At 33.0% G+C, this 21,657-nt stretch carries 16 protein-coding genes and 3 pseudogenes; 1 reads left to right on the top strand and 18 read right to left on the bottom strand.

Going from position 1 to position 21,657, the window contains the following annotated elements:
* Positions 1-57: 57 nt before the first annotated feature.
* From MHB53_RS03950 to MHB53_RS03980, 7 genes and pseudogenes are all read right to left on the bottom strand, one after another.
* A complete protein-coding gene (locus MHB53_RS03950; protein ID WP_340915857.1) occupies positions 58-543 on the bottom strand; it encodes a GNAT family N-acetyltransferase in 486 nt (161 codons plus the stop codon).
* 392 nt (positions 544-935) lie between these two features.
* On the bottom strand, positions 936-2,345 hold the full coding sequence (locus MHB53_RS03955) for a hypothetical protein (RefSeq protein WP_340915858.1): 1,410 nt from the start codon (positions 2,343-2,345) through the stop codon (positions 936-938).
* 286 nt (positions 2,346-2,631) lie between these two features.
* Positions 2,632-3,228, bottom strand: a complete 597-nt coding sequence (locus MHB53_RS03960) for a recombinase family protein (protein ID WP_340915859.1) — start codon at positions 3,226-3,228, stop codon at positions 2,632-2,634.
* Between the two features lie 677 nt (positions 3,229-3,905).
* Positions 3,906-4,244, bottom strand: coding sequence for an alpha/beta fold hydrolase (locus MHB53_RS03965; protein WP_340915860.1), 339 nt, complete (start codon positions 4,242-4,244; stop codon positions 3,906-3,908).
* A 73-nt stretch (positions 4,245-4,317) separates the two neighbouring features.
* The gene (locus MHB53_RS03970) at positions 4,318-4,890 is read right to left on the bottom strand and encodes an alpha/beta fold hydrolase (protein ID WP_340915862.1); all 573 of its coding nucleotides are present in this window, start codon (positions 4,888-4,890) and stop codon (positions 4,318-4,320) included.
* A 78-nt stretch (positions 4,891-4,968) separates the two neighbouring features.
* Positions 4,969-5,148, bottom strand: a pseudogene (locus MHB53_RS03975) (protein rep); the annotation flags it as partial.
* Between the two features lie 95 nt (positions 5,149-5,243).
* Complete coding sequence (locus MHB53_RS03980) at positions 5,244-5,657, bottom strand: SRPBCC family protein (RefSeq protein WP_340915863.1); 414 nt, start codon at positions 5,655-5,657, stop codon at positions 5,244-5,246.
* 155 nt (positions 5,658-5,812) lie between these two features.
* Between MHB53_RS03980 and MHB53_RS03985 the strand changes: the two genes are divergently transcribed.
* Complete coding sequence (locus MHB53_RS03985; protein WP_340915864.1) at positions 5,813-7,150, top strand: hypothetical protein; 1,338 nt, start codon at positions 5,813-5,815, stop codon at positions 7,148-7,150.
* 698 nt (positions 7,151-7,848) lie between these two features.
* Here MHB53_RS03985 and MHB53_RS03990 read toward each other — a convergent pair.
* From MHB53_RS03990 to MHB53_RS04040, 11 genes and pseudogenes are all read right to left on the bottom strand, one after another.
* Positions 7,849-10,804, bottom strand: a pseudogene (locus MHB53_RS03990) (Tn3 family transposase).
* A gap of 21 nt (positions 10,805-10,825) precedes the next feature.
* On the bottom strand, positions 10,826-11,380 hold the full coding sequence (locus tag MHB53_RS03995) for a recombinase family protein (protein WP_017154440.1): 555 nt from the start codon (positions 11,378-11,380) through the stop codon (positions 10,826-10,828).
* A 359-nt stretch (positions 11,381-11,739) separates the two neighbouring features.
* Entirely contained in the window at positions 11,740-12,132 is a 393-nt protein-coding gene (locus MHB53_RS04000) for a hypothetical protein (protein ID WP_340915865.1), read from the bottom strand.
* A 280-nt stretch (positions 12,133-12,412) separates the two neighbouring features.
* Positions 12,413-12,727, bottom strand: a complete 315-nt coding sequence (locus MHB53_RS04005; RefSeq protein ID WP_340915866.1) for a hypothetical protein — start codon at positions 12,725-12,727, stop codon at positions 12,413-12,415.
* A 334-nt stretch (positions 12,728-13,061) separates the two neighbouring features.
* Entirely contained in the window at positions 13,062-13,352 is a 291-nt protein-coding gene (locus tag MHB53_RS04010; protein ID WP_340915867.1) for a chorismate mutase, read from the bottom strand.
* A complete protein-coding gene (locus MHB53_RS04015; protein ID WP_340915868.1) occupies positions 13,330-14,820 on the bottom strand; it encodes a P-loop domain-containing protein in 1,491 nt (496 codons plus the stop codon). Before MHB53_RS04015 ends, MHB53_RS04010 begins: the two co-directional genes overlap by 23 nt.
* A gap of 966 nt (positions 14,821-15,786) precedes the next feature.
* Positions 15,787-16,308: a GNAT family N-acetyltransferase gene (locus MHB53_RS04020; protein ID WP_340915869.1), complete on the bottom strand. Its 522-nt coding sequence runs from the start codon at positions 16,306-16,308 to the stop codon at positions 15,787-15,789.
* A 346-nt stretch (positions 16,309-16,654) separates the two neighbouring features.
* The gene (locus tag MHB53_RS04025) at positions 16,655-17,179 is read right to left on the bottom strand and encodes a GNAT family N-acetyltransferase (RefSeq protein WP_340915870.1); all 525 of its coding nucleotides are present in this window, start codon (positions 17,177-17,179) and stop codon (positions 16,655-16,657) included.
* 556 nt (positions 17,180-17,735) lie between these two features.
* Positions 17,736-19,391 carry a DNA topoisomerase gene (locus tag MHB53_RS04030; protein ID WP_340924461.1) on the bottom strand — a complete coding sequence of 552 codons (1,656 nt, stop codon included), beginning with the start codon at positions 19,389-19,391 and terminating at the stop codon, positions 17,736-17,738.
* 256 nt (positions 19,392-19,647) lie between these two features.
* The gene (locus MHB53_RS04035; protein WP_340915871.1) at positions 19,648-20,295 is read right to left on the bottom strand and encodes a pentapeptide repeat-containing protein; all 648 of its coding nucleotides are present in this window, start codon (positions 20,293-20,295) and stop codon (positions 19,648-19,650) included.
* Positions 20,296-20,405: 110 nt separating this feature from the next.
* Positions 20,406-21,424, bottom strand: a pseudogene (locus tag MHB53_RS04040) (serine hydrolase domain-containing protein).
* Between the last annotated feature and the right edge of the window lie 233 nt (positions 21,425-21,657).

Below are 21,657 nucleotides of genomic sequence, written 5' to 3' on the forward strand. Positions count from 1 at the left end.
TTATTTTAATACTCCTTATTGTACTAACGCACCTGTAATAAATAGTTTCTCAACACATTAATGCTCCTTATGTCTTTTCAATAAAAATTCATAGCGCATTGTATGGCTTACATCTTTGAATCCTTGCTTTTCATATAAAGTAATAGCGCCAATATTTTCAGACAGTACATTTAACTCTAAGTAATCTAAATTTCGATTTTTAGCCCATTTGTTTGCTTCTAATAACAAAGCGGAACCAATTCCTTGATTTTGATATTTGGTTCCAACAATTATATCAGTAATAAAAGCGTATTTATGTTCAACCAAACACGTATAGGATGGTGTGATTAGTTCTTGAATAAGTAAAAAACCTACTGTACAGTTATCGATTTCAGCTATTAAAATATCCGAATCCTTTTCATTGATTGTCTTCCTGATAAACTCTACATCCTGCTTAGCAGGCTTTATATATTTCGGCTGAAAGTTTGACATTTTTAAAAAAAGTTCTTGATATAAAATTTCTATTTGATTAACTTCATCTAGCGTAGCTAACTTTATTTTCATATTATTCCTCCAAAGAATTTTTAATATTAGATAAGCAATATACTCTTGGACTACATTGTAACATGTTTCAAAATATTAAATTAGCTATTCGGAATCTGATATTTAATGAGCTAATCTGCTCCGTTAGTGAAATAAGAAATCCTATTAATTCTTAAAGCTAATAGGATTTCTTATCAATCTTTTTTATAAATGATCAGACTTTGTTTTAAATTATCAAACTTAATTTTAAAACCACAGCTGTAAACATTGATTATATATATAGAAGAAACCCACGCGCTTTGAAAAAAGATTGATCAAAATGAGTGGGTTTTATTTTGGAATGAATTTGTTTTTTATAAAAAAGATTGATTAAAATCAACTATTACAAGCCTTATTAGGTCTTAACATTATAATTATTTAAAACCATGACTTTTGTTTTTGACTGCCATATTACAAAACTTAAACATAGCTCCTGCAACAGTTTTAACTTCTTCGTTAAAAATAGCCATAGTCTCAAGTATGTTGGCTGGTTGAATATTAATTTCCTCTAAATCATCCCTTACTTCTTTTCCTACTCCTTTTACAACTAATTGAATTAGTGTGAAATTCTTCTTGCGAATAGCAATAATATCATATCCTTCTTGTGAAATTTGCACGTACTTTGAAGAAGTAAATTCTGAAGACAAGAAATTGTAACTAGAAAGAAATGAATTTTCCATAAATATATACATCTGTCTATCATTCAAATTTTGATGTAACATATCTTTGTATCTTGTATAGATTTTACTTTGAGAAAAAACAATAGGGTTATTTACATTTTTTATAATAGAAGTGATTTCTTCTAAATTATATTGACTAGTCGTTATCTTTAACTCAGAATCCTCAATAGAAATACACGATAAAAGAGCAACCTTTTCCAAACCAGCTAATAAATGATTAAATTGTAGTATAGATTTATTATCATTTTTTAATTTATTTAAGGTAGTATTAACCTTTGCAAATTCTTGACTATAATTCAAATCTATATTGTACAGTATGGGAAAAGCAGTAAGTGCCATTACGTGATTCATCTTTTCATAATCAAATTCATTAAATTGGAACTTAGAAACTCTTTCACGTATTATATTCAAACCTTTAGAATCACTATAAATTTTATTAATTGCATTTATACAAACATTTAGAGTATCGCTTTCTGAATATGTATTCTCTAAAACTTTTTCTGCTTGATTTTTGTATTTTGAGCTTCCATCGAATTCCCATTTGATTAAAGCTTCAAACCTTTTATTTGGATTAAACTTTAAAGTAGTTTCATTTTTAGAAAAATAACGTTGTATATCTTTTTTTCCGCTCCATTCATCAAAGGGTAACTTAGCTATTTCAACATTAGAACTTAATATTGAAATAGCTTTAATTGTATTTATAATTTCTTTAACTGATTCCTTATTTAAAAAATGTTCTTCTTTTAAATATTCATAAATAAAAGAAAAATACTTGTAATATGTCTTATTAGTATTTTTTAATTCTTCGACTCTTCTGTTAAATTCTTCTATACCCTCTTCTCGAATAATATCAAAGTACTCAATAAAAGTTGCAGTTCGCTCTTGCATTTTATTAAAAATATCTAATAATTCATTAAACAACCATATCTTTCTATTGTCGACTATACTAGCCTTTTCCATCATTACCAATAACATGCCATATGTAGATATACTAACTGTTTCTTTATGAACAAATTCATGTTTTAATATTTGTTTCAGATTATTTTTTTCATTCGCCACACTAATATGAGTATCATTTGAAAATGCATAATTTCCTTCTCTCATTAATTACCATCACCTATTCTTTTTTTAGTAAACATAATCTATATGAATATTAACCAGGAAAACTTTAAGGTTGAAGGAAACTTTTACTTAGAATTATATAAAAAATCACTTTCTTCTTTCACCAACCTGCTGCATTAGTGGAAGAAGTAATCCTAACTAACAGGATTTCTTATCAAAGCCTTTTTTATAAATGATCAGACATTGTTTAAAAGAAGCGACCTGTCTTAAGTCGCTTCTTACTTATAAAAATAAAATTTTCTAGACTAAGAAACACGAGAATAGGAAATTAAATTTCCTTTAATTCTTTTACTTTTCTATAAAAAGTAGTTTTTGACATATTGGCCATCTTCATTGCTGCAACGGCTGTGATCTCTTTATTTATCCATTGTTTATGTGCTTGTAAAAATTCAGGTGTAATTACAGCATGAGGCCTACCTAAATGCTTTCCTTTATCCTTCGCAGCTTGAATACCTTCAGCTTGTCTAATTTTGCTGTCAATCCGTTCTTTTTCAGCAAATGCTGCTAAGACGGTTAAAATAACTTTTTGTATTGCTACCTTTATTATATCATCTTGTTCATCGGAAGTATTAATCATGGGTTCTTTGATAAATTTCAATTGGATTCCGTTCTCCACAAACCATTCATACTCTTTTAATGTTTCATTCATAGTCCGCCCCATACGTGTGATGGAATCAAAAACTATTTCATCACCATTTCGGACCAACTGCTTCAATAATTGATATTTCGGCCGATCAAAATTTTTCCCACTCATTTTTTCAATAAATACGTCTCGATCATCTATACCTTCCTTTTTCATAGTTTGTACTTGTCGATCTTCATTTTGGTCTTTATCAGAAACACGTATGTAAGCAAACCGTTTCATTCTTTACATCCCTCTTTTCTATAATACTATAATTATATCAAATAATGTCCCTAAAGGTGTTGCGTGTTTAAGGGACGTATCTAAAGTGAATATCACACCTTTTGAAACGATTAGAAACCTTGTACTACAAGAACATTATTAAAGGATAAAAAGGTACACCTTTTGGAACGATGGATCAAACCAAAATATGGAATGAAATAAATTGATGAAACTAAGTTAGAATGCTGAGATTATTTTATTTATAGCTTTTTGTGATTTCTATATATTTCAGTTTTTTTCATTTGTTTATTTTGATAATAGTCTTAATATTATTTTAAGGGAAATTATTGGTTATTTAATTAGATACCATTGTATCAAATGAATACTTTATACAAACTTAATTAACATAATTGGATGTTATTGGCATTAAAAAGGATCTTCCAGTTGGAGATCCTTTTTTAATGCTTGTTCAATTAAATACTCTCATAGGGGTTACTGGACGACCAAGGGGCGAATGTTGTATCTCTTTTATTCCACAATCGCGCCCGATTGCTGAACAAACTATTGCAAGTTTCTTTTGGAAGATAAAGTAACCTACTAACCGTTTACTCATAAAAGTCAATTTCATATTACTCTAACTATTTGAAACTTATTACCTCGTTACATTTTGAAAGATATATTAATAAATAAAAGGAAGTTCATTTACATATACAGTCTTTTTGCGTTTCTGAAAGAAGAATTCTCATAAACCTTTCGGGTTCTTCCCACATAGGAGAGTGCGCGGAATTTTCAAACATAGTCCAATGTTTTTCGGGAGCCTCTATTTCATTAAAAAATTTTTCAGTTGGTTCATATGGTATAGTTAAATCATGTTTTCCCATTATAAAATGTATTGGTAAATTCACTTGATCAATGCTTTCCATTAAATTCATTTCTATCATTTCCTCTTGCAAGTTTTTCATGCTGAAAAACTGTCCTTGCAAAAAGCTTATACAGTCACGTAATGTGTATTCTTTACTTGTTAATAAATTCAGCAATATCTTTTGCACCATTTTTCCATCATTAGTGATTCCTCCTCCGAAAGCCTCGATATGTTTTTGATGAATTCGGTCATGCTCTAAATCGTTCCATGGAGGAGGACCTTTGAGATAATGCCTCATATGCTTTTTTATTATTTGCTATTTGTGTTTTTTCCAGCAGTTTTGTATAAGAAAGTCTATCACTCGACTTAACATGAGTAACTTGAGCTACTCCAAAGTATCGTTTATATAATTGGGGAGCATGTGTTATTGCTAACATACCTAATATTGTTCCCCAAGAATGTCCAACTAAATAAAGTTGCGGTCTATCTAAACGATTTAAAATATATTTAGTTACCTCAATCGTATCCTGAACAAATTGATCGATATTCATCGACTCAAGTGGTATTTTTTTGGAATAGGATAAACCCGATCCTCTTTGATCCCATTGGACAACGACAAAATGTTGTTCAAGTTCCATCTGAAACTTGCGAATAAATCCTATTTGTCCTGTCCCTGGACCACCATGAAGCATAAGAAGAATTGGTTTATTTCTATTTTTACCTCGAATATAAATCCATTGGTCAACACCATTGATTGTAACTACATTTAATTCAGAAATAGCTTTATCCCCTGTGATTTTAGGAGCACTCCTTATAAACATTAAAATCGCGTTCCCCTCATCTTTTTTTATTTGCTATAACATTCTATGTTCAGCAATATGGCCCGTTGTTGAAAAACTTTATTTAATAAAATAATTTTTACGTTCCCAATTCCACATAGCAACTATTGAAAAACCATCTTCATCAGCTTTTTCTTTATCATCTGTATGAATTAAATCCCCATCTTCTGCATCATCAAGATTCAATTCTTTATGAATTACTTTTAAAAATCCACCATATGAAATAAGTCGTTTTCGGTAAGTTCAGATCTATTTCATTTACTCTAACACATATTGAGAATCTCCCATTCAGTTCAACAAAATCTCAAAGTCTATAATGAATACTTTATACAAATCTAGTTAACATAATAGCATGTTATCGGCATTGAAAAAGGATCTCCAATTGTTATGCCAAATGGACCAAAAGGGGATATATAATCAAATGTACCAATCATTAACGTGCCAGATGCTTTTTCTACAAATCGATGTGTATGAATGAAAGAACTGAAAGCTCCCTTCAGCATAATATCTACAAACATATTAGGTTTCTCCATTTGGATTACTTTAGCAGTTAGTTTTTGTTTAATACCAAAGTGAATTCCTTCCCAGGTGACGGTATCTCCTTCTTTTAATAACCCCTCCGTCACTCCACCGACAACTTTTTCTTTTGTTTTAGACATAGTTTTAGTATGTATATTTACGTTTCTTGCAAGATCAAAGCAAATATTTACAGGGGATTGGATAAATTGCTCATGTCTTATAATAGGCATCTATTTACTCCTTTTATAAAATTCTTATTAATTTATAATAGGTAACTTTACATTAGACTATTATAATGTTAAATTTTACAATAGGATAATTTGTAACAAAAGGGTTATATTGTATTTTACTCGGAAGAATAAGGATAGTAGGAGGAAATGTTAATATGAAAAAAAATTTTTTGTGGGGAATAGTTCTTGGGTTAGTTTTATTTTTCTCTGTAAATAATGCTAGTGCGGCATCAAATCTTGAGGTAAATTATCAAACTACTAAGAATAGTATTCAAATTTCCTGGAAGTCAGATGCAGCTTATTTTCAGCTTTATAGTGGCAAAGAACTAATTTGGGAAGGCGAAGATAATGAATATAAGCAACACGAATTAAATCCTGAAAAACAGTATAAATATTATCTGTTTGCTTTAAATAAGGATAAACAGGTTATCGACCAAACTGAATTAAGGGTTATAACTAAGAAAGATGATGAAAAGGTTAGGACTAGTGTGAATTCTAAGTCTAATCAAAAAGAAGGTAAATTAGACGGGGTTACCATTGATGCTATTATAAGTAAGGATAGAGTTAAAATAAAATGGGATGAAAATCTACCTGATGAAGATGGAATTGTAGAATTATATAGAGATGACAAATTTATAGGTGAGATTGCTAGTAATGAGTATGAAGATAAAAGCATAGAACCTGATAAGTATTATACATATAGAGTATTAAGTAAAGAAAAACGTAGTGCCGATGAAATAAAAAAGATGATTAATGAATTAGAATCGAAAGGTCTTGAGATTACTAATGAAATATTAGAAGAAATTACTTATGAACAATTTGACCTTGGTAAAATTGTAAAGACATTTAGTTTTGAAGAAATGAATATTAAAAGTTTAGTTCAAGCAAAAGCTTATGCTGCGGCTGCCGCAATTCCACAAAGATATAACTTTAGATATACTACATTTATTGCTGATGCAATAGCTAAAGTACCTGGAAATCCACTTTCTTGTCCTACTTTCCGTGGAGACGATAGATCATATTCATTTGATCATAGTAAATATCGTACTCGAACAGAAGTATCTGTTTATTTTAATGGGACTACTACTGCATCACCAAGTTGGGTAACAAGTAAGGTAGGTCAAAGTGCAAGATATAATTGTAATGGCACTATGGATACTACTACTCAAACAAAATATACAATGTCAAAAACTAATCTTGAGGCAACTTCTAAATTTGCTTCATTTAGAGTTGTTCATGCAGTAGGAGATCCTTTTGATCTTCTCGGAATATTAACTCCACCAGTAATTGATTACACGTATACTGCTAACGTGAGCCATGCCGGAGATATCCAAGTGTTTGGAGATCATGATCAAGCTCCTCATCATGAAATGTATGTATATATTCCAAATTCCGATGCAATGGCAGTTATCTTTAGACATGCAAGTAAAGGATTAGCATATCTTGCTCCCGGTACTACAAAGGCAAAAATTCAATTTAGCATTTTCAACTAATAAGAAAGATACCCGAACAATTAAGTTAGTTATGTTCGGGTATCTTTCTTATTTTTAAAGTATTCATCTATGAAAAAATATAAAATCGCGCTAATAAAAGCATAAATAAGATATATTAGGGGAGGAGAAAAATAGGCAAATATTATTAAAGATGATAAATAGACCAAAGATTTAACCAAAATACGTTTCATTCGTAATACTCTTATTAAACTCAGTAATTCAGCAATTATTGAAGCAGATACCCCATATAATAGAATAAATATAAATGTATATAAGAATATAAACCATAATGTATTAAAGATACCAGTATTACTTTGTATAAAAATTGGTAATAAAACAATAGCTAAAATGATAGAAACAATAAATGTATTTAATACGTTTCTTATAATAAATCTTTTCAAAAAATTCACCTACCTTTTCCCCTATTATACCTAAAGTTTGTTAATTTTTATCAATAAAAATTAATATTATATACAAATTTAGTTAACATAAAGTTTCTTATCGGCATTAAAAAGGGATCTTCAAATCGAGGATGCTTGTTTGCTGCGGAATTTCAGGGGTATGATAAAAGAGTCAGTGGCTGTGGCATTATCTAATATAGGGGCACAGCCAACATTTTGACATAAAACCCACGTTAAGACATTTTTTACCATATAAAAAACCGATATCCTTTACTCTAAGGGTACCGGCTCAGGAGTTTATCGATCTAATGGTCTTAAAGAGTTGAGTCCTGTCATTTTTTTTATGTCAAAAGTATACTCTCCTAAGAAATTAATGTGTTCCCATCCTAATGGTGAAATATGTTTTATCATTTGCTCTCGTAGTATCCCTTTTTCACTTAGAACTTTTGTTGCTTCTGTGAGATAAACTGTATTCCATACAGTGATCGCATTAATGATGATATTTAATGCACTTGCACGTTGAAGCTGGTCTTGTAACGCTCTTTCCCTGAGTTCACCTCGTTTTCCAAAAAATAAGGCTCGTGCTAAGGCATTCATAGCCTCCCCTTTGTTTAACCCTCGTTGAATTCGACGACGTATTGCTTCATTTGAAATATAGTCTAATATGAAGATTGTTTTTTCAATCCTACCCATTTCACGGAGTGCTGTAGCCAAACGATTTTGCCTTGAATAGGACCCCAACTTTCCCATAATAAGTGAACCAGAAACTTTCCCTTCCCGAATGGAGTGGGCTAGACGTAAAACATCATCATAGTTTTCTAGAATAACCTTTGTATTAATACGCCCTCGTAGTAATTTTTCTATTGTTGGAAACTCACCAGGTTTATCTATTACATATAGTCGGGTATCAGACAGATCTCGAAGGCGAGGTGCAAAACGAAAACCAAGTAGATGGCTCAGTCCAAAAACTTGATCGGTATAACCAGCCGTGTCTGTATAATGTTCTTCAATATTCAATTCAGATTCATGGTGCAGCAACCCATCTATCACATGAACTGCGTCACGAGCGTTGGTATTAATGACTTTTGTGTAGTAAGAAGAAAACTGATCACTTGTAAAGCGATAAATCGTAGCTCCTTTACCAGAACCATAATGAGGATTTGATTCTGCATGTAGAGAAGACACGCCAACTTGTACTCTCATACCATCTGAAGAGGAAGTACTTCCATCTCCCCAATATGAAGATAAAGCAAGCTGATGATGGAAATTCACAAGTGTTGCCTGAGCTTTATTCATCGCATCATCATAAAGACGCCACTGAGAAGCATGAGCCATTTGGTGATAGGTAATTCCGGGTGTAGCATCTGCCATCTTTGTTAAGCCAATATTTGTCCCCATCGCCATTAGCGTGGCCAATAAGATCGACTTTTCCTCTCCTTTGGGAGGACTGCTTGAAGAAGCATGAATAAATTGTTCATCAAAACCTGTCCAACTTGCAACTTCCATTAGCAGATCCGTTAGTTTTATCCGTGGCAACATGCTGTATAGGGATGAACTAAACGTCTTGGCTTCTTCTGGAGTATCCTTTTCGAGACGGTCAATGCGAAATTTTCCCTTATCTATACTGACACCCTCTAGTTCATCAACGTTATCGGACATGGCTTGCAGCCGTTTTCGTAGAGAATCCATTCTTTCGGTCAAATATTCTTCAGCAGAACTGCCTACAGCAAGGCGATTATGATGTAATCCAGTTTCTAACCATTCTTCTTTTGGAATTAGATACTCTTCAAAATCTTTATGTTGTTTACTGCCTCGAACAGATACATCTCCAGATCGAATATGATTTCGTAATTCAGTTAATGCTGCCATTTCATAATAATGTCGATTGATGCTTCCATCCTCGTCATATACGTGTTTCTGCCACCGGTTAGAGACAAACCCAAGAGGAGCTCCTTCTGGAACTTTTCGTTTACCTGAATCATTCATATTTTTAATAATATCTAGTGCTTCTATCAATGGTTTTGCTGATTGGGTCGATTGAAATTCTAGTGATTTAAGTAAGGTAGGCGTATATTTTCGAAGATAAAAAAATCGTCTTTCTAAAAGATCTAAATAATCATAGTCGATAGGACGTGATAATTGTTTGGCCTCTTCCACCGATGCAATCATTTTCTCCCAGGACATGACGGTTTCCAATGTAGTAAACGGATCCAATCCTTCATTTCTTGCCTTTATTAGTGCAGCACCGATGTCAGCAAACTGTATGATTTTTTCATTAATTGTTTTACCGTTTTGTCTCTGCATTTCTTCTTGGGCCTTACGGCCCTTTGACTGCAAGATCATAATTTGGCGATCGTGGATTTCAATGGCTTGATCAATTAAGTCTTGACTGAGATTTAAGAGATAAGCCACAAGAATGGCATATTTTAGCCTCATTAAATCTTCGGAAGGAATGAGGTTCATATCGCGCACCTAAACGCGACAATTGAAGAAGCCTGTTCGGGTGTATGTCATTACAATCAATAGATAACTCAAGTTTTTTCACATACTCTAATCGTTCAATGACTTTTAAGAAGGCATCAGGTGAAGATTGTCCTGGGATTTCTTTTAACCAAGCAAGAGGTGTTTTTCCACTATCCAGAGTAGGCTCCGTCATTAGGATCAAACTTTCCTTTTGCAAAGAGGATAGAGACCGCGATAATATCTTATATATTTTTTGTTCAGCTCGATGACGTGTTTGCCAAACCAGACGTTCAATAGTCGACATAGCTGGAAGAATAATTTTTCGCTTCTTCATTTCTTCGATAGCTGTCCTAATCAAATACATTGAGTTCTCATTTTCCATTGCATGACTTAGTAAAGAAGAAGAGATGTTACGATATTCTCTTGTTGAGAAGTTCTTATAACCATACTCTTTCCGAATTTCAACCATATGTTCATGCTTAGTTTGTTCCCGTTCGGCATATGATTGAAATTCCAAGGGGTCAACCTTAATTTGATTGGCAATAAACCGTAAAACTGACTTAGGTATTTCTTTAACATCCGATAATGTCCATCCCGGAAAGCGAAACAGACATAACTGAACGGCAAATCCAAGTCGATTATAGTCTCGTCTTCGACGTTTAATCACTTCTAAATCATGTGGTGATAAAGTGTAGGAGGTAGCTATTTCCCACTCACTAATATCAGCTGGAATTGTCATGAAATCTATGCGTTGTTCAGGTGTAAGTAGTTCTCTTGCTCTCAAATACAAGATAGTGCCTCCTGTTCATTTCTATATACGTTCTATAGCTCGATACAACACAGATTTACTAACACCAGTCATATCTGAAATCTCTTTTATACTGTACTCCTTAGAAGCATGTAGTTTTAATGCTCGTTCTACTAATTTTGGATCCTTAATTGGTCTTCCGCCATTTCTACCTCTAATCCTTGCAGATTGTAATCCTGCTTTAGTGCGTTCACTGATGATATCCCGTTCTAACTCAGCAATACTTGCCATGGTACGGAAGAAAAAACGACCCATTGCAGTTGACGTATCAATGTTGTCACTTATAGAAACAAAATTCACTTTTCTTTCCTCAAAGGTTTCTGCTAATTCAATTAAGTGCTTGGTAGATCTTGAGATACGATCTAGTTTATAGACAACCACTGTATCTCCTTCACTTATTGCTTTTAAGAGTTGCTCTAATTCTAAACGCTCTTTTTTTGTGCCCGTCATTTTTTCCTTGTAGATAACAGCTGCACCAGCTTTTTGTAAGGCATCCATTTGTAATTCTAAATTTTGATCTTGAGTAGAAACTCGGGCATATCCAAAAATTTTTCCCATTCTATTCCCCTCCTGAAATTAATTATTCCCTAATACGGATGTACCGTCAATTTTAGGGAAAAAGTTAAAGGGAATAGTTTAGGGAACGGTAAACAGTTCAAAACTATGTAAATATAAGTGTGCAAAAAAATCCCTAAAACGTTCGTTTGTGGGACTTTTTTGTAATAGAGAAGAGATTGTGAAGAAATGTACTTAAGCTAACGTGGCAGTTTAATTTAAGTGCTATTATTCACAATCTGTATTATTAAATGTCCTTTTCTTCCACACAAAAAGACTCCCACCACATGAAAAAGGAGAATGAATTCATTATGAAATCATCCCCTCAAATAGTTTGAATATGCTTATACTGATATTATTCATCAATGACTTGCTAAACGTTTTTCAAAATTCGCCTTAAACAACAGAATAGCATCAATATTTACAGCAAAATCGTGGTCACTGATATTAAAATTAGTTGTAAACTCGTCAGACTTCTCACGAACCATAATTGTCGGACGGATATTGTCTCCAATAGCGTCCTTAGTTACAGCACTTCCATAGAAATACCAGTTAGTTTGAGTAGGCACATTTGCTGCATTCTTAGATAAGTCATTTTTTATTAATTCGCATAATTGAACCATAAAATCTTCATTAAGCTTAATGGTTTTTCCATGCTGACCATCAACAGATATATCAGCATATCCATACCAAATATTCCTGCTTGTATACTTTCCGTCATTTGAAGTGTATGTTTCATCAAACAAAATCTTCATTTCATTACCCTCCGTTAGTATAAAATTTCTTTACACTATTATACACCAATTAGAAAATGCAAAATAGCTTGCTGTTAGTCTCACTAAACTTGTAAGAGTTAGGCAAAGCTAACGTCATGGTAGGGTTCATTCTAAAGTTGTGAGTTAGAAACAAGCAATTCTGTACGAAAATGAATCGACTTTTAGAATAAGACAAACAAGATAAAAAGAAGCCGTTTTCCTTAGCGTAGGAGAAAACGGCTTTTTGTTTCCAAAAAAATGTATTAGCGTGGGTTTTATGTCAAAATGTTGGCTGTACCCCATATAAGACAAGTGCATTTAGAAATGGCATTACCACGGTTATTACGACGTATAAAACTACTATGTAAATGACATTTCCGTTAAGTAGTGCCTGCCAATTCTTTTTCCTTAGTTGATAAATATAGTTAGCAACCAAAAGTAATAGTAAGAAAATTACAGGAGCTAGGATTGCAGGGCTTAAAGGTGACAATGAACCTGCTGATGGATTGGAAAAAAAAGCAAGTGAAACAAATCCTACTACAACTAGGAAGAAAAAATTTATAACATGTACTACTATGTAATAAAGAATTTTCATGAACTCACTCCTAAATTTTAGTATTATATAATATATTCTAATTCATAATTCATTTCTCTCAATTTTATATCTTTCTTTCCTAATTCTGGATTAACTTTGGTAAAACCTTTTTTGAATTTCAGTATTTCACTAACCTGCCCCATTAATTGGGGTAGCGTCGGGAAATTGCGGATTTACAACGTTAAGGAAATTTCAATATTAAAAAGCCTAATTTTTTAATTTAATGTGAAGAAATTAGGCTTTTTTCATTGCTCCATTAAAGAGCCCGATTGCTGAATATATAGGATATAATAATTTTCCGACAAATTATTGTATTGCATCTTGTAATTTACCCTTATATATTATCTATTTTTGAATGATGGATTAATTCGTGATTTATAAAGCAAGAAATCATTGTTCTATATACTTTTTCAATAATATCAGGATTTACATTATTTTCATCAGCAATTGTTCTAACTTTTTTAATTACAGCTTCAACTCTTTTTGGTGCTTTAACATCTTCAGTATCCTTTTTGAATTTTGCAGCTTGTTCAACGTATCTACTTCTTTCACTAATTAACTTAACTATTTGATTATCAAGATAATCAATATTTATGTCGTAATTAGAGGTGTTCAGAGGGCTCAATCTGAATAGAATTCAAATGTTTCATTCGGTTTATGACAGATAATACTTCATTAATTCTAGGTAATTCAAGCCATCTTTCGAAACCAGGGAAAAAGGAAGAAAATACAATATCCACTCCTTCTCTCTCCATATCTTCGAGAGCTTTTTTGATCTTTTCATGAAGAAAGATGGGGCGACCCTGATTACTTATAGCCATTTTTCGAATTAAAAAGGCTATAGCTGCAAGCTGGGCGTGTGATGTGATATTGTAAAGCCCTCTGATATCAATTTGTTCATCACCTATCATCATGTATCCCATGGTTGAAACCATCAGCTTTTCTGTACCACTGCCCTGTGGATAGCTCGAAAAGTGATCGGTGGTTATTTTTCTTTCTATCTCCCATTTTGTAAGGGGGATACGTTCGCGTGGTTCACATAAATTTTTTGCTTCCTGGGTTACGTTTTTTGGTACAAAATTGTCCATTAGGATGATTTGATCGGCTACGGATAAAAATTCACTGCTACCTCCAATAACAAGAACGGAAGATACGCCAACAGCCTCATAAAGCTCCCTGACGCGTTCCGTAAAAGGTGTAATGGGTCCATGCTTGATTAATGAACGCATTTTGATGTCTTGAATCATAAAGTTGGTCGCACTTCTGTCTTCATCAATAAGAAGAAGCTTACACCCGAAGTTGATTGCCTCCATAATATTTGCGGCTTGAGATGTGGAACCTGAGGCGTAGTCAGTCGAAAACTGTTCAGCCGAACTATTGGGTATCCATTTTATAAAAGGCGTAATATTGATATTTTTTATGCTACGGCCCTCCTCTGCAGATATTTCCATTGCACTTTGATCTGTAATCACAAATTCTCGTCCGTCGCCTATGATGTGATTGTAAATCCCCGAATTTAGTGCATCCAGCAATGTGCTTTTACCCGAATAACCACCGCCGGTGATGACCGTCACACCATGTTTTATTCCCATTCCTCGCAAACCACAAATTTCAACTTCAACATCTTCCGGGGATGTAAAAGGCAAGGCACCTTCTAGTGGCCCGCTGTTGTCTTTATTTCTTGGGAAAATGCTGCCATTCCCAATAAACGCACAATATCCACTGGATTTTAGCCATTCGCGAATCATATTTTGTTTTTTTACCAATTCATAGGCAGTATTTAATTTCATGAGATCAAACTTGGCAGTAAACTCCTCCACTTTTTTTGGAAGCATTTTGCAGAGCATGCGCATAGCTTTATTATTATCCTTGATTGGAAGTTGAACTGTAATCATTAAGCATAAATACCATTTTTCCGAGATGACTTCGACATAGGATGCATTACGTTGCAACAACACATTGGTTGGACGAAAACAATAAAAAGCACCATTTTCTTTATCAGAACGTGACCGGTTATAAATCAATTCATTTAATGCCTCAATATGATCAACCCATTCTCTTAATGCAAAATCTGAGAGAACAACTTGATCCATATTTTCATCTAAGCCGAGACGGTCAAAAGGTATTTTTATGGTGATACATGGTTTATCCGGTGTGAGTTTATTTGTCCTTTCAATGTAATAGGCAACATCATTATTCCAATAGATTGGGTCTTCATAAATCTTACTGTAAGATGACTGTCCGGATTGTAATGAGCGAAAATATTGAGCGAGTCTTTTAATAAAGCATCATCCTTTCATATTTGAAAATCAGCGAATAACGGAAAACGATTCCGAAGTTGAAACGCTATCTCAAGAAGGGGGCCCTTATCCTTTGGAACAAAGTAACGACAAAACGGATCGACCCAAATCTCCAGGTATAAGCCTGCTCAAACTTAAACCGGCACTGTTTGAAATTTTCTGTGAAAAATAAATACCATCCTAAGTAATTCAAGTTGAATACATAACCCCCTAATAGAGTTCAGATCAATTTGTAAGAAAAAGATTAAACCCTTACCAATATCAAAATAAAACTAATATTGTTGCCTTGACCAACTTTTTGTCCTAAAAAAATGACAGCCACTCTGTAAGTGGCTGTCATAGATCGGCAAGAAAGCTTAAACGTTCCTTTTGCCTAAATATAAAAGCCCTGAGAGTAAATCCTACCCTCAGAGCCTAGTGTATTAGTAAAAAAATAACTAAAAAGCAATATGATGAGGATAAGACGTATATTTTTTTGTTTTCATTGTCCTCACCTCGTTACGATTTATTTTTACAGCAAATCAATCCTAACACAAATTTTACCATTTGACAAAAGGTGCATCGTGTCCTGGTTTTTTTGCAAAAAAATTAATAACTTTTTGTGACCGACAAACCTTGATTTAACGCAGTTTCTTCAACTTTCTAAACGGTTACTTACCGAATTCAAGTTAAAGCTATTTCAAAGAGGGGTATCGTCAGGAAAATGGGCTTAGCGTTGTAAATCCGCATTTTCCTGACGATACCCCAAGAAGAAGTGAATCAGAGTTTAGATAATACTTCGTTAAGGTTATCCCATTCGTATATAAGAAGATTCAATTCTGCACCTGCAATTGTTGTCTCTTCGGATTTAAGTAAATTAGCACCATAATACTCATAGAAATAACGGGTTTTATTGTCTTCTAATACTTCCACAAAAACTCTATTGAATTCGAGTTCTTTAAATTGAAGAAAAAGTTGTTTCAATAATTGTTTTCCGACTCCTGTTCCTTGATATTCTTCAAGGAGATAAATAGATGTTAAGTCACCAGAATTATCAACATTATTACCATCTCTTTTTCCACAATCTGCAAATCCTACGATTTCTCTCTCATTATTTTCTGCGACAAAGACGTAATTTCCCTCTTTAGAGATATTGCGATTCCACAAGTCAGTTCGTTGGTCATATGATAGTTTCTTTAAAAATTCATCTGGAATAATGCTTTTATAAGTAGATTTCCAACTATCAACGTGGACTTTCGCAATACCCTTTGCATCGGATAAAGCAGCTTTTCTTATGTTCATTGAATCCACCTCCTAAAGCTATATATTCCATTTTAATAAGAATTAATCCTCCATCTTATTGAACTAACCTGCTAGTTAGTTTAATAAGATCCCAATTTATATCAAATGAATACTTTATACAAACCTTGTTAACATAATAGCAATTTTGGGAAGCTGATGAAACAAACCCATTGTCCCTCAAGGGGGTTTCACGTGTCTGTTTTTATTGGTTATGCATGCTTTTATACAACGCTGATAGATCAGGGTTTTCGGGTTCTTTAGAAGCATGGTGGCTGTATGAAAAAGAGGGGTTTTATGCAAGCTCTTTTTCACTAAAGCATCAGATAGTTGAAGAAGAAAATATTGTTTATAATTCTATCCAAAATCTTTTTACAATGTTTCCATTTTCCTCTATAAAGTCCGAATCGAGATTTCCACCATTTTTAGTAATAACTTTAAACGAACCTATATTAGTTTTATCGCATACAACCAGAACCTTATTAATGCCTAAATCTTTAGCTTTTTCAAGAGATAAAGACAAGAGTTTAGTGGCAAAACCTTTTCGTCTTTCAGAAGGCCGAATACCATAGCCAATATGCCCACCACTATTCAATAAAAACTCTGATAGTTGATGACGTATATTTACAACCCCAATTATTCTTCTATCATTGTTTAGTAACCAATAAGTCGAATCAGGTACCCATCCTTCTGGGAGATTTACACCCTTTTCGTTATGTATTAAAGACTGAACCATCTTCTCAAAGTTTGATGGGTCTTTTTCTATAACCCAAGGTATCATATTTTCCCCACTATCTAACCATTCTTTATAAAACGAGAGATATTCCCCCTCTAAATCTACTGATGGTTTTGTTAAATATAGATTTTCCCGCATAAAACACTCTCCTGTTCAAAACCTAAATTTTATTTATTCTATCATCGATTAACAAATAATAGTAATACTTTTTCTTCAACTAAAGTGCCCGTTAGCTCATTTACTCACTATTTTAATTTTAACACAAAATTCCATTTATTTTCCTCGGAAAAATAGGACCTTTTCGTTAAGGTCCTACTTGGCATCTTCAATTATTGCACCCGTTACTTCCCTGTTTGCCATTCCTAATTCCTTTAATGAAAAAGCACTTTTACTTTTTCATTAAACAAAACTGCCCGTTAATTAAAGTGCATTTCTTCACAATCTACCATATATCTTTTCAATTTTTCTATAAATTCAGTTTACAATAAACTACTTATTTAAGAAAATCCTTTCAAAGATTTATTTAACGCTCATTTCTAATAAAAAAATCCTGCGTTGAACAGGATTTTTTATCAAACTTTATTATAAATGATCAATCTTTATTTAAAATTATCGATCTATATTATTAATTATCAGTAATGAGATATTTTATATATTCTTTTACTTTCTTTTACATTGCTCATTTTAATCCCCTTTATTTATTAGCAAATTCAATCCAATTTTTATCTAAATTAAAAATCACATTGGCTTTATAAGCTTTTCCTTGTTTGGATTTCAAATTAACTTTGATTATTTTTCCTGAAAAGAGCTTACCGGCTTCAGTTTTTGTTACTGTCTTTTTACCTAACTTCTCTAAAGCATTTTTCCAAAGTGTTGTTTTGCATCCTTCTTTAAAACCTGAACAAGAGTATGCTTTGCTGTTCTCATAAACAGCCTTTTTACATTTCGGACAAAGCGCAATAGCTTCTTTTCCCGGATTTGCTGCTGTAGAAAGAGTCTTTACATTTCCTTTAATTTCTTCAGCCGTTCGTTTAACTAGACCTTCAAGTTCTTCATAAAATGTTTCTTCTTTTAATTCTCCATGCTCAACTTGGGACAACATCGTTTCAAAAAAGGCAGTTAGTTTAACACTATATAAAGAAAAATCTTCCGGCATCATATCAATTAATTCTTGGCCAAGTGTCGTTGAGATAATTTGATTTTTCTTTTTCTCAACAAACCCACGTTCAACTAACTTCTCAATAATATCGGATCTTGTAGCTGTAGTTCCGATCCCTTCAACTGACTTTATCATTTTTTTATCTGAAGCTTCATCTAGGAACTTAGCTGCATGTTGCATATCGTGCAATAGCGTTCCCTCTGTATAGCGTTTAGGTGGCTTGGTTTCTTTTTGTATTAAAGCATAATCTCCTATGTCATTTAATGTAGTATGCTTTAATGAGGCTTCCTGAAGCACTTCACCATAAAGGTCTCTCCATCCAGCCTTTACTAATACCGTTTCTTTAGCCTTGAATGTATGTTCTTGATCCATAAATGTAGACGTATTTTCTTCTTTAATTGAATATGGATAGAAAGCAGCCAAAAACCTTGTAAATATCACATCATATAGTATAGCTTCGTCATCCGAAAGATTGTTGGCCAATTTGGATGTAATTACAATTGCTTCATGGTCAGTAACCTTTGACGGATCAACAAATGAGGGTTCGATCTTATACCCGTTAGAAATTATATTATTAACCCAATTATGAGCAGAATGTTGTTCTAAAAGTGCAGGAAGCTCAGAATCATTCGCTATATATTGAGAGCTAGTACGTGGATATGTAACATATTTTTTCTCATACAAAGCTTGTGTAGTCTTCAGCGTATGATCTGCACTCCACTTTTTCTTCTCATTCATGAATTTCTGCAACCCGGTTAAATCAAACAACTTTTCAGGTTTTTCTTCTTTATTCTTAGAAACAATATCAAATGCTTTTCGGTCTCCGAGTGAATCTAAAATGACTTGTGCAGCATCTTTCGTTAAATGAGTATCTTTTTCTAATAAAAGCTCATATTTCGCTCCATTTTTATCTGTCGCTGCAATTGAGTAATGAACCACCTTCGAAAAATTCCCGATTGTTTTATCTCGATTAACCACCATTGCAAGAGTAGGTGTTTGAACACGCCCTAATGAAAGAACTTTAGGACTCTTACTCAATTTTATGACCATCATTGTACTATTTATCCCAATAAGGAGATCCGACTCTTCTCTTAATTTCCCAGCGATAGCTAACCCTTCATAAAGAGATCCATCTTTAGCATTTTCAAAAGCTTTTATGAGCCCTTCTTTAGTCATGTCTTGAATCCACATACGTTTCAACGGCTTCTGAACCCCACTCATTGAGTAAATTTTCCGGAAGATGTGTTCTCCTTCTCTTCCTGCATCAGTTGAAATATAGACTACCTACTATTTCTTGTCTTAAAACCAGATGTAATAATCGAGGTTAGCATTTCACCTATGTCAACATATGAATTTTGACCTTTTATAATTTAACTTGTTCTTTATCCATTAAAAGAATACTGTAAGCTACATCCATAGACTGGAGCATATCATTTAAAGTAGGTCTTTATTCTTTAATTTTCAATCCCAACATTGTAGCAAATCCGATTGCTTGTGTAGGTGAAACTACGCATCCATTTAAATCCTCCAATGATACTCCAAGATTATGGAATGTGGAACTACTAATATCAATTCCTTTAAGTGGTGTTCGGGAAAAATTCACATCATTCAAATCACAATGATGAAATGCCACTTTATTAAATTTGCATTCGTAGTAATCAGCGTTTTGCAATGAACAATTTACAAAATTCACTTGCCTTAGACCTCCATAGCCAAAAGCACTTAAATTTAAATTGCAATGATCAAACAAGACATTTCTGAAACTTGACTCTGCTAGATTGATACCTAATATTTTTGATTCTTTAAACTCTACTCTATGAATGCTTGCTCCCATAAAATCGGCATTTGACAAATCGCAGTTTTCAAAAACAACATCTGTTAACTCAATATTTCTAAATGATACCTCACTGAATGTTACGTTTTTAAAAATCACTTGCGAAAATTCAATTTTGTCCATTTTTTCTCTATCAATCGTACAATTAGATATTATACAATTCATAAGATAGGGTTCATCTTGATAATATATTTCTTGAAAATTAGCTGGAGTTAGATTTTCTGAGACTTTTGGCTTTTCAATTTTTACTATCTTCGACATTCAATCACCTTTTTGTATATATTTTGAAACGATTTGAATTATTATCTAGACTGCTCAATCCTCCCATTTAGGGTACGGCTCAGCAACAGTGGCGAACTAATGTATTATAATCAGTCGTTTTTTAATATCCTCTCTACCTCTTCCATAACATCAAATGCACCTGAGGAAGCATTTGAACACACAACCAATGTAGTATTTGATACAGGATAATATGCAGAATGGAAGCTAACGCCTGGGTCATATCCCATAATATGATATTTGGAAATCGTCTCATTCGTCTTCTCTATCCATATTCCATACCCATAATATTCGTTATCCTCATTTTTAACATATGGCGTTAATAACTTTTGGGTATATTTTACACCTAAGAGATTATATGTAAGTAAAGCTTTCCACAACAAAGCCATGTCTTCCACAGTTATGTATGCTCCGCCATCAGAACCTCCTATAACAGGAAGGGAATAGATATTGGTTTTCCATGTTCCATCTTCAAAATCAATATAACCCTGAGCTGTTTTATTAGGTAAAGAATCAAATGAAAAATAGCCGGAGTTATTCATACCCGCTTTTTTTAAGATATTCTCTTTTATATAATCAGTAAAAATTAATCCACTCACTTTTTCTACTATTAAACCTAATAATATAAATCCAGATTATTATAATGAAATTGTTTTCCTGGTGAAAATTTCATTTTTTCATTTTGAAAAAAAGGTAAAAAGTTTTCTAAATGACGAATACTGTACATGGGGGTATTTTTCCATAAATCTTCGTAATCATCCATTACTTCCTCATCAAAATAATCTGGTACTCCTGACGTATGGGTTAGTAAATGGTGTACTGTTATGTTTTTCGAAAAATACGGAAAATGATCGTCCAAGCATTCTGAAAGTCTTGTATCGAATGAAATTTTTCCTTCGACAAGTTGAAAAATAGCAATGGCAGTGAAAAGTTTACATCCAGAGGCAATGCCATAACGCGTTCCAGATTGATTGTTTATTTCTTCTGCTCGATTTGCATAATCACGGCTGGATATAATCGGTGCTTCACCATCTTGAATTATAAGTGTAGTGCCTGAAAATTTTATAGACTCATGAATATCCATAACGACTGATAACATTTTCTGTTGCATTTCTCGTCCTCCAAGAATCTTATTTGCTCCAACTGGATGCAAACATAATACCTAGTTTCAATACTAACGTATTTAATAGGACTGTACAAAGATTAATTGTATACAAATATTTTCGATTATATAGTTAACTTTATAGTATGCTTGTTTTTTAAGCTTACTATGATAGCTTTGCCATTTCCTTTATTTATGTGAAGGGTTTTTTACTACTAATAAAGAATATATTAGTAACATGT

Source organism: Bacillus sp. FSL K6-3431, from assembly GCF_038002605.1.
Lineage (GTDB): Bacteria > Bacillota > Bacilli > Bacillales > Bacillaceae_C > Lederbergia.

Coding starts and splice junctions, on each gene's coding strand:
- MHB53_RS03950 (WP_340915857.1), bottom strand. CDS start 543: ATGAAAATAAAGTTAGCTACGCTAGATGAAGTTAATCAAATAGAAATT.
- MHB53_RS03955 (WP_340915858.1), bottom strand. CDS start 2,345: ATGAGAGAAGGAAATTATGCATTTTCAAATGATACTCATATTAGTGTG.
- MHB53_RS03960 (WP_340915859.1), bottom strand. CDS start 3,228: ATGAAACGGTTTGCTTACATACGTGTTTCTGATAAAGACCAAAATGAA.
- MHB53_RS03970 (WP_340915862.1), bottom strand. CDS start 4,890: ATGTTTATAAGGAGTGCTCCTAAAATCACAGGGGATAAAGCTATTTCT.
- MHB53_RS03980 (WP_340915863.1), bottom strand. CDS start 5,657: ATGCCTATTATAAGACATGAGCAATTTATCCAATCCCCTGTAAATATT.
- MHB53_RS03985 (WP_340915864.1), top strand. CDS start 5,813: ATGAAAAAAAATTTTTTGTGGGGAATAGTTCTTGGGTTAGTTTTATTT.
- MHB53_RS03995 (WP_017154440.1), bottom strand. CDS start 11,380: ATGGGAAAAATTTTTGGATATGCCCGAGTTTCTACTCAAGATCAAAAT.
- MHB53_RS04000 (WP_340915865.1), bottom strand. CDS start 12,132: ATGAAGATTTTGTTTGATGAAACATACACTTCAAATGACGGAAAGTAT.
- MHB53_RS04005 (WP_340915866.1), bottom strand. CDS start 12,727: ATGAAAATTCTTTATTACATAGTAGTACATGTTATAAATTTTTTCTTC.
- MHB53_RS04015 (WP_340915868.1), bottom strand. CDS start 14,820: ATGGATCAAGTTGTTCTCTCAGATTTTGCATTAAGAGAATGGGTTGAT.
- MHB53_RS04020 (WP_340915869.1), bottom strand. CDS start 16,308: ATGAACATAAGAAAAGCTGCTTTATCCGATGCAAAGGGTATTGCGAAA.
- MHB53_RS04025 (WP_340915870.1), bottom strand. CDS start 17,179: ATGCGGGAAAATCTATATTTAACAAAACCATCAGTAGATTTAGAGGGG.
- MHB53_RS04030 (WP_340924461.1), bottom strand. CDS start 19,391: ATGTGGATTCAAGACATGACTAAAGAAGGGCTCATAAAAGCTTTTGAA.
- MHB53_RS04035 (WP_340915871.1), bottom strand. CDS start 20,295: ATGTCGAAGATAGTAAAAATTGAAAAGCCAAAAGTCTCAGAAAATCTA.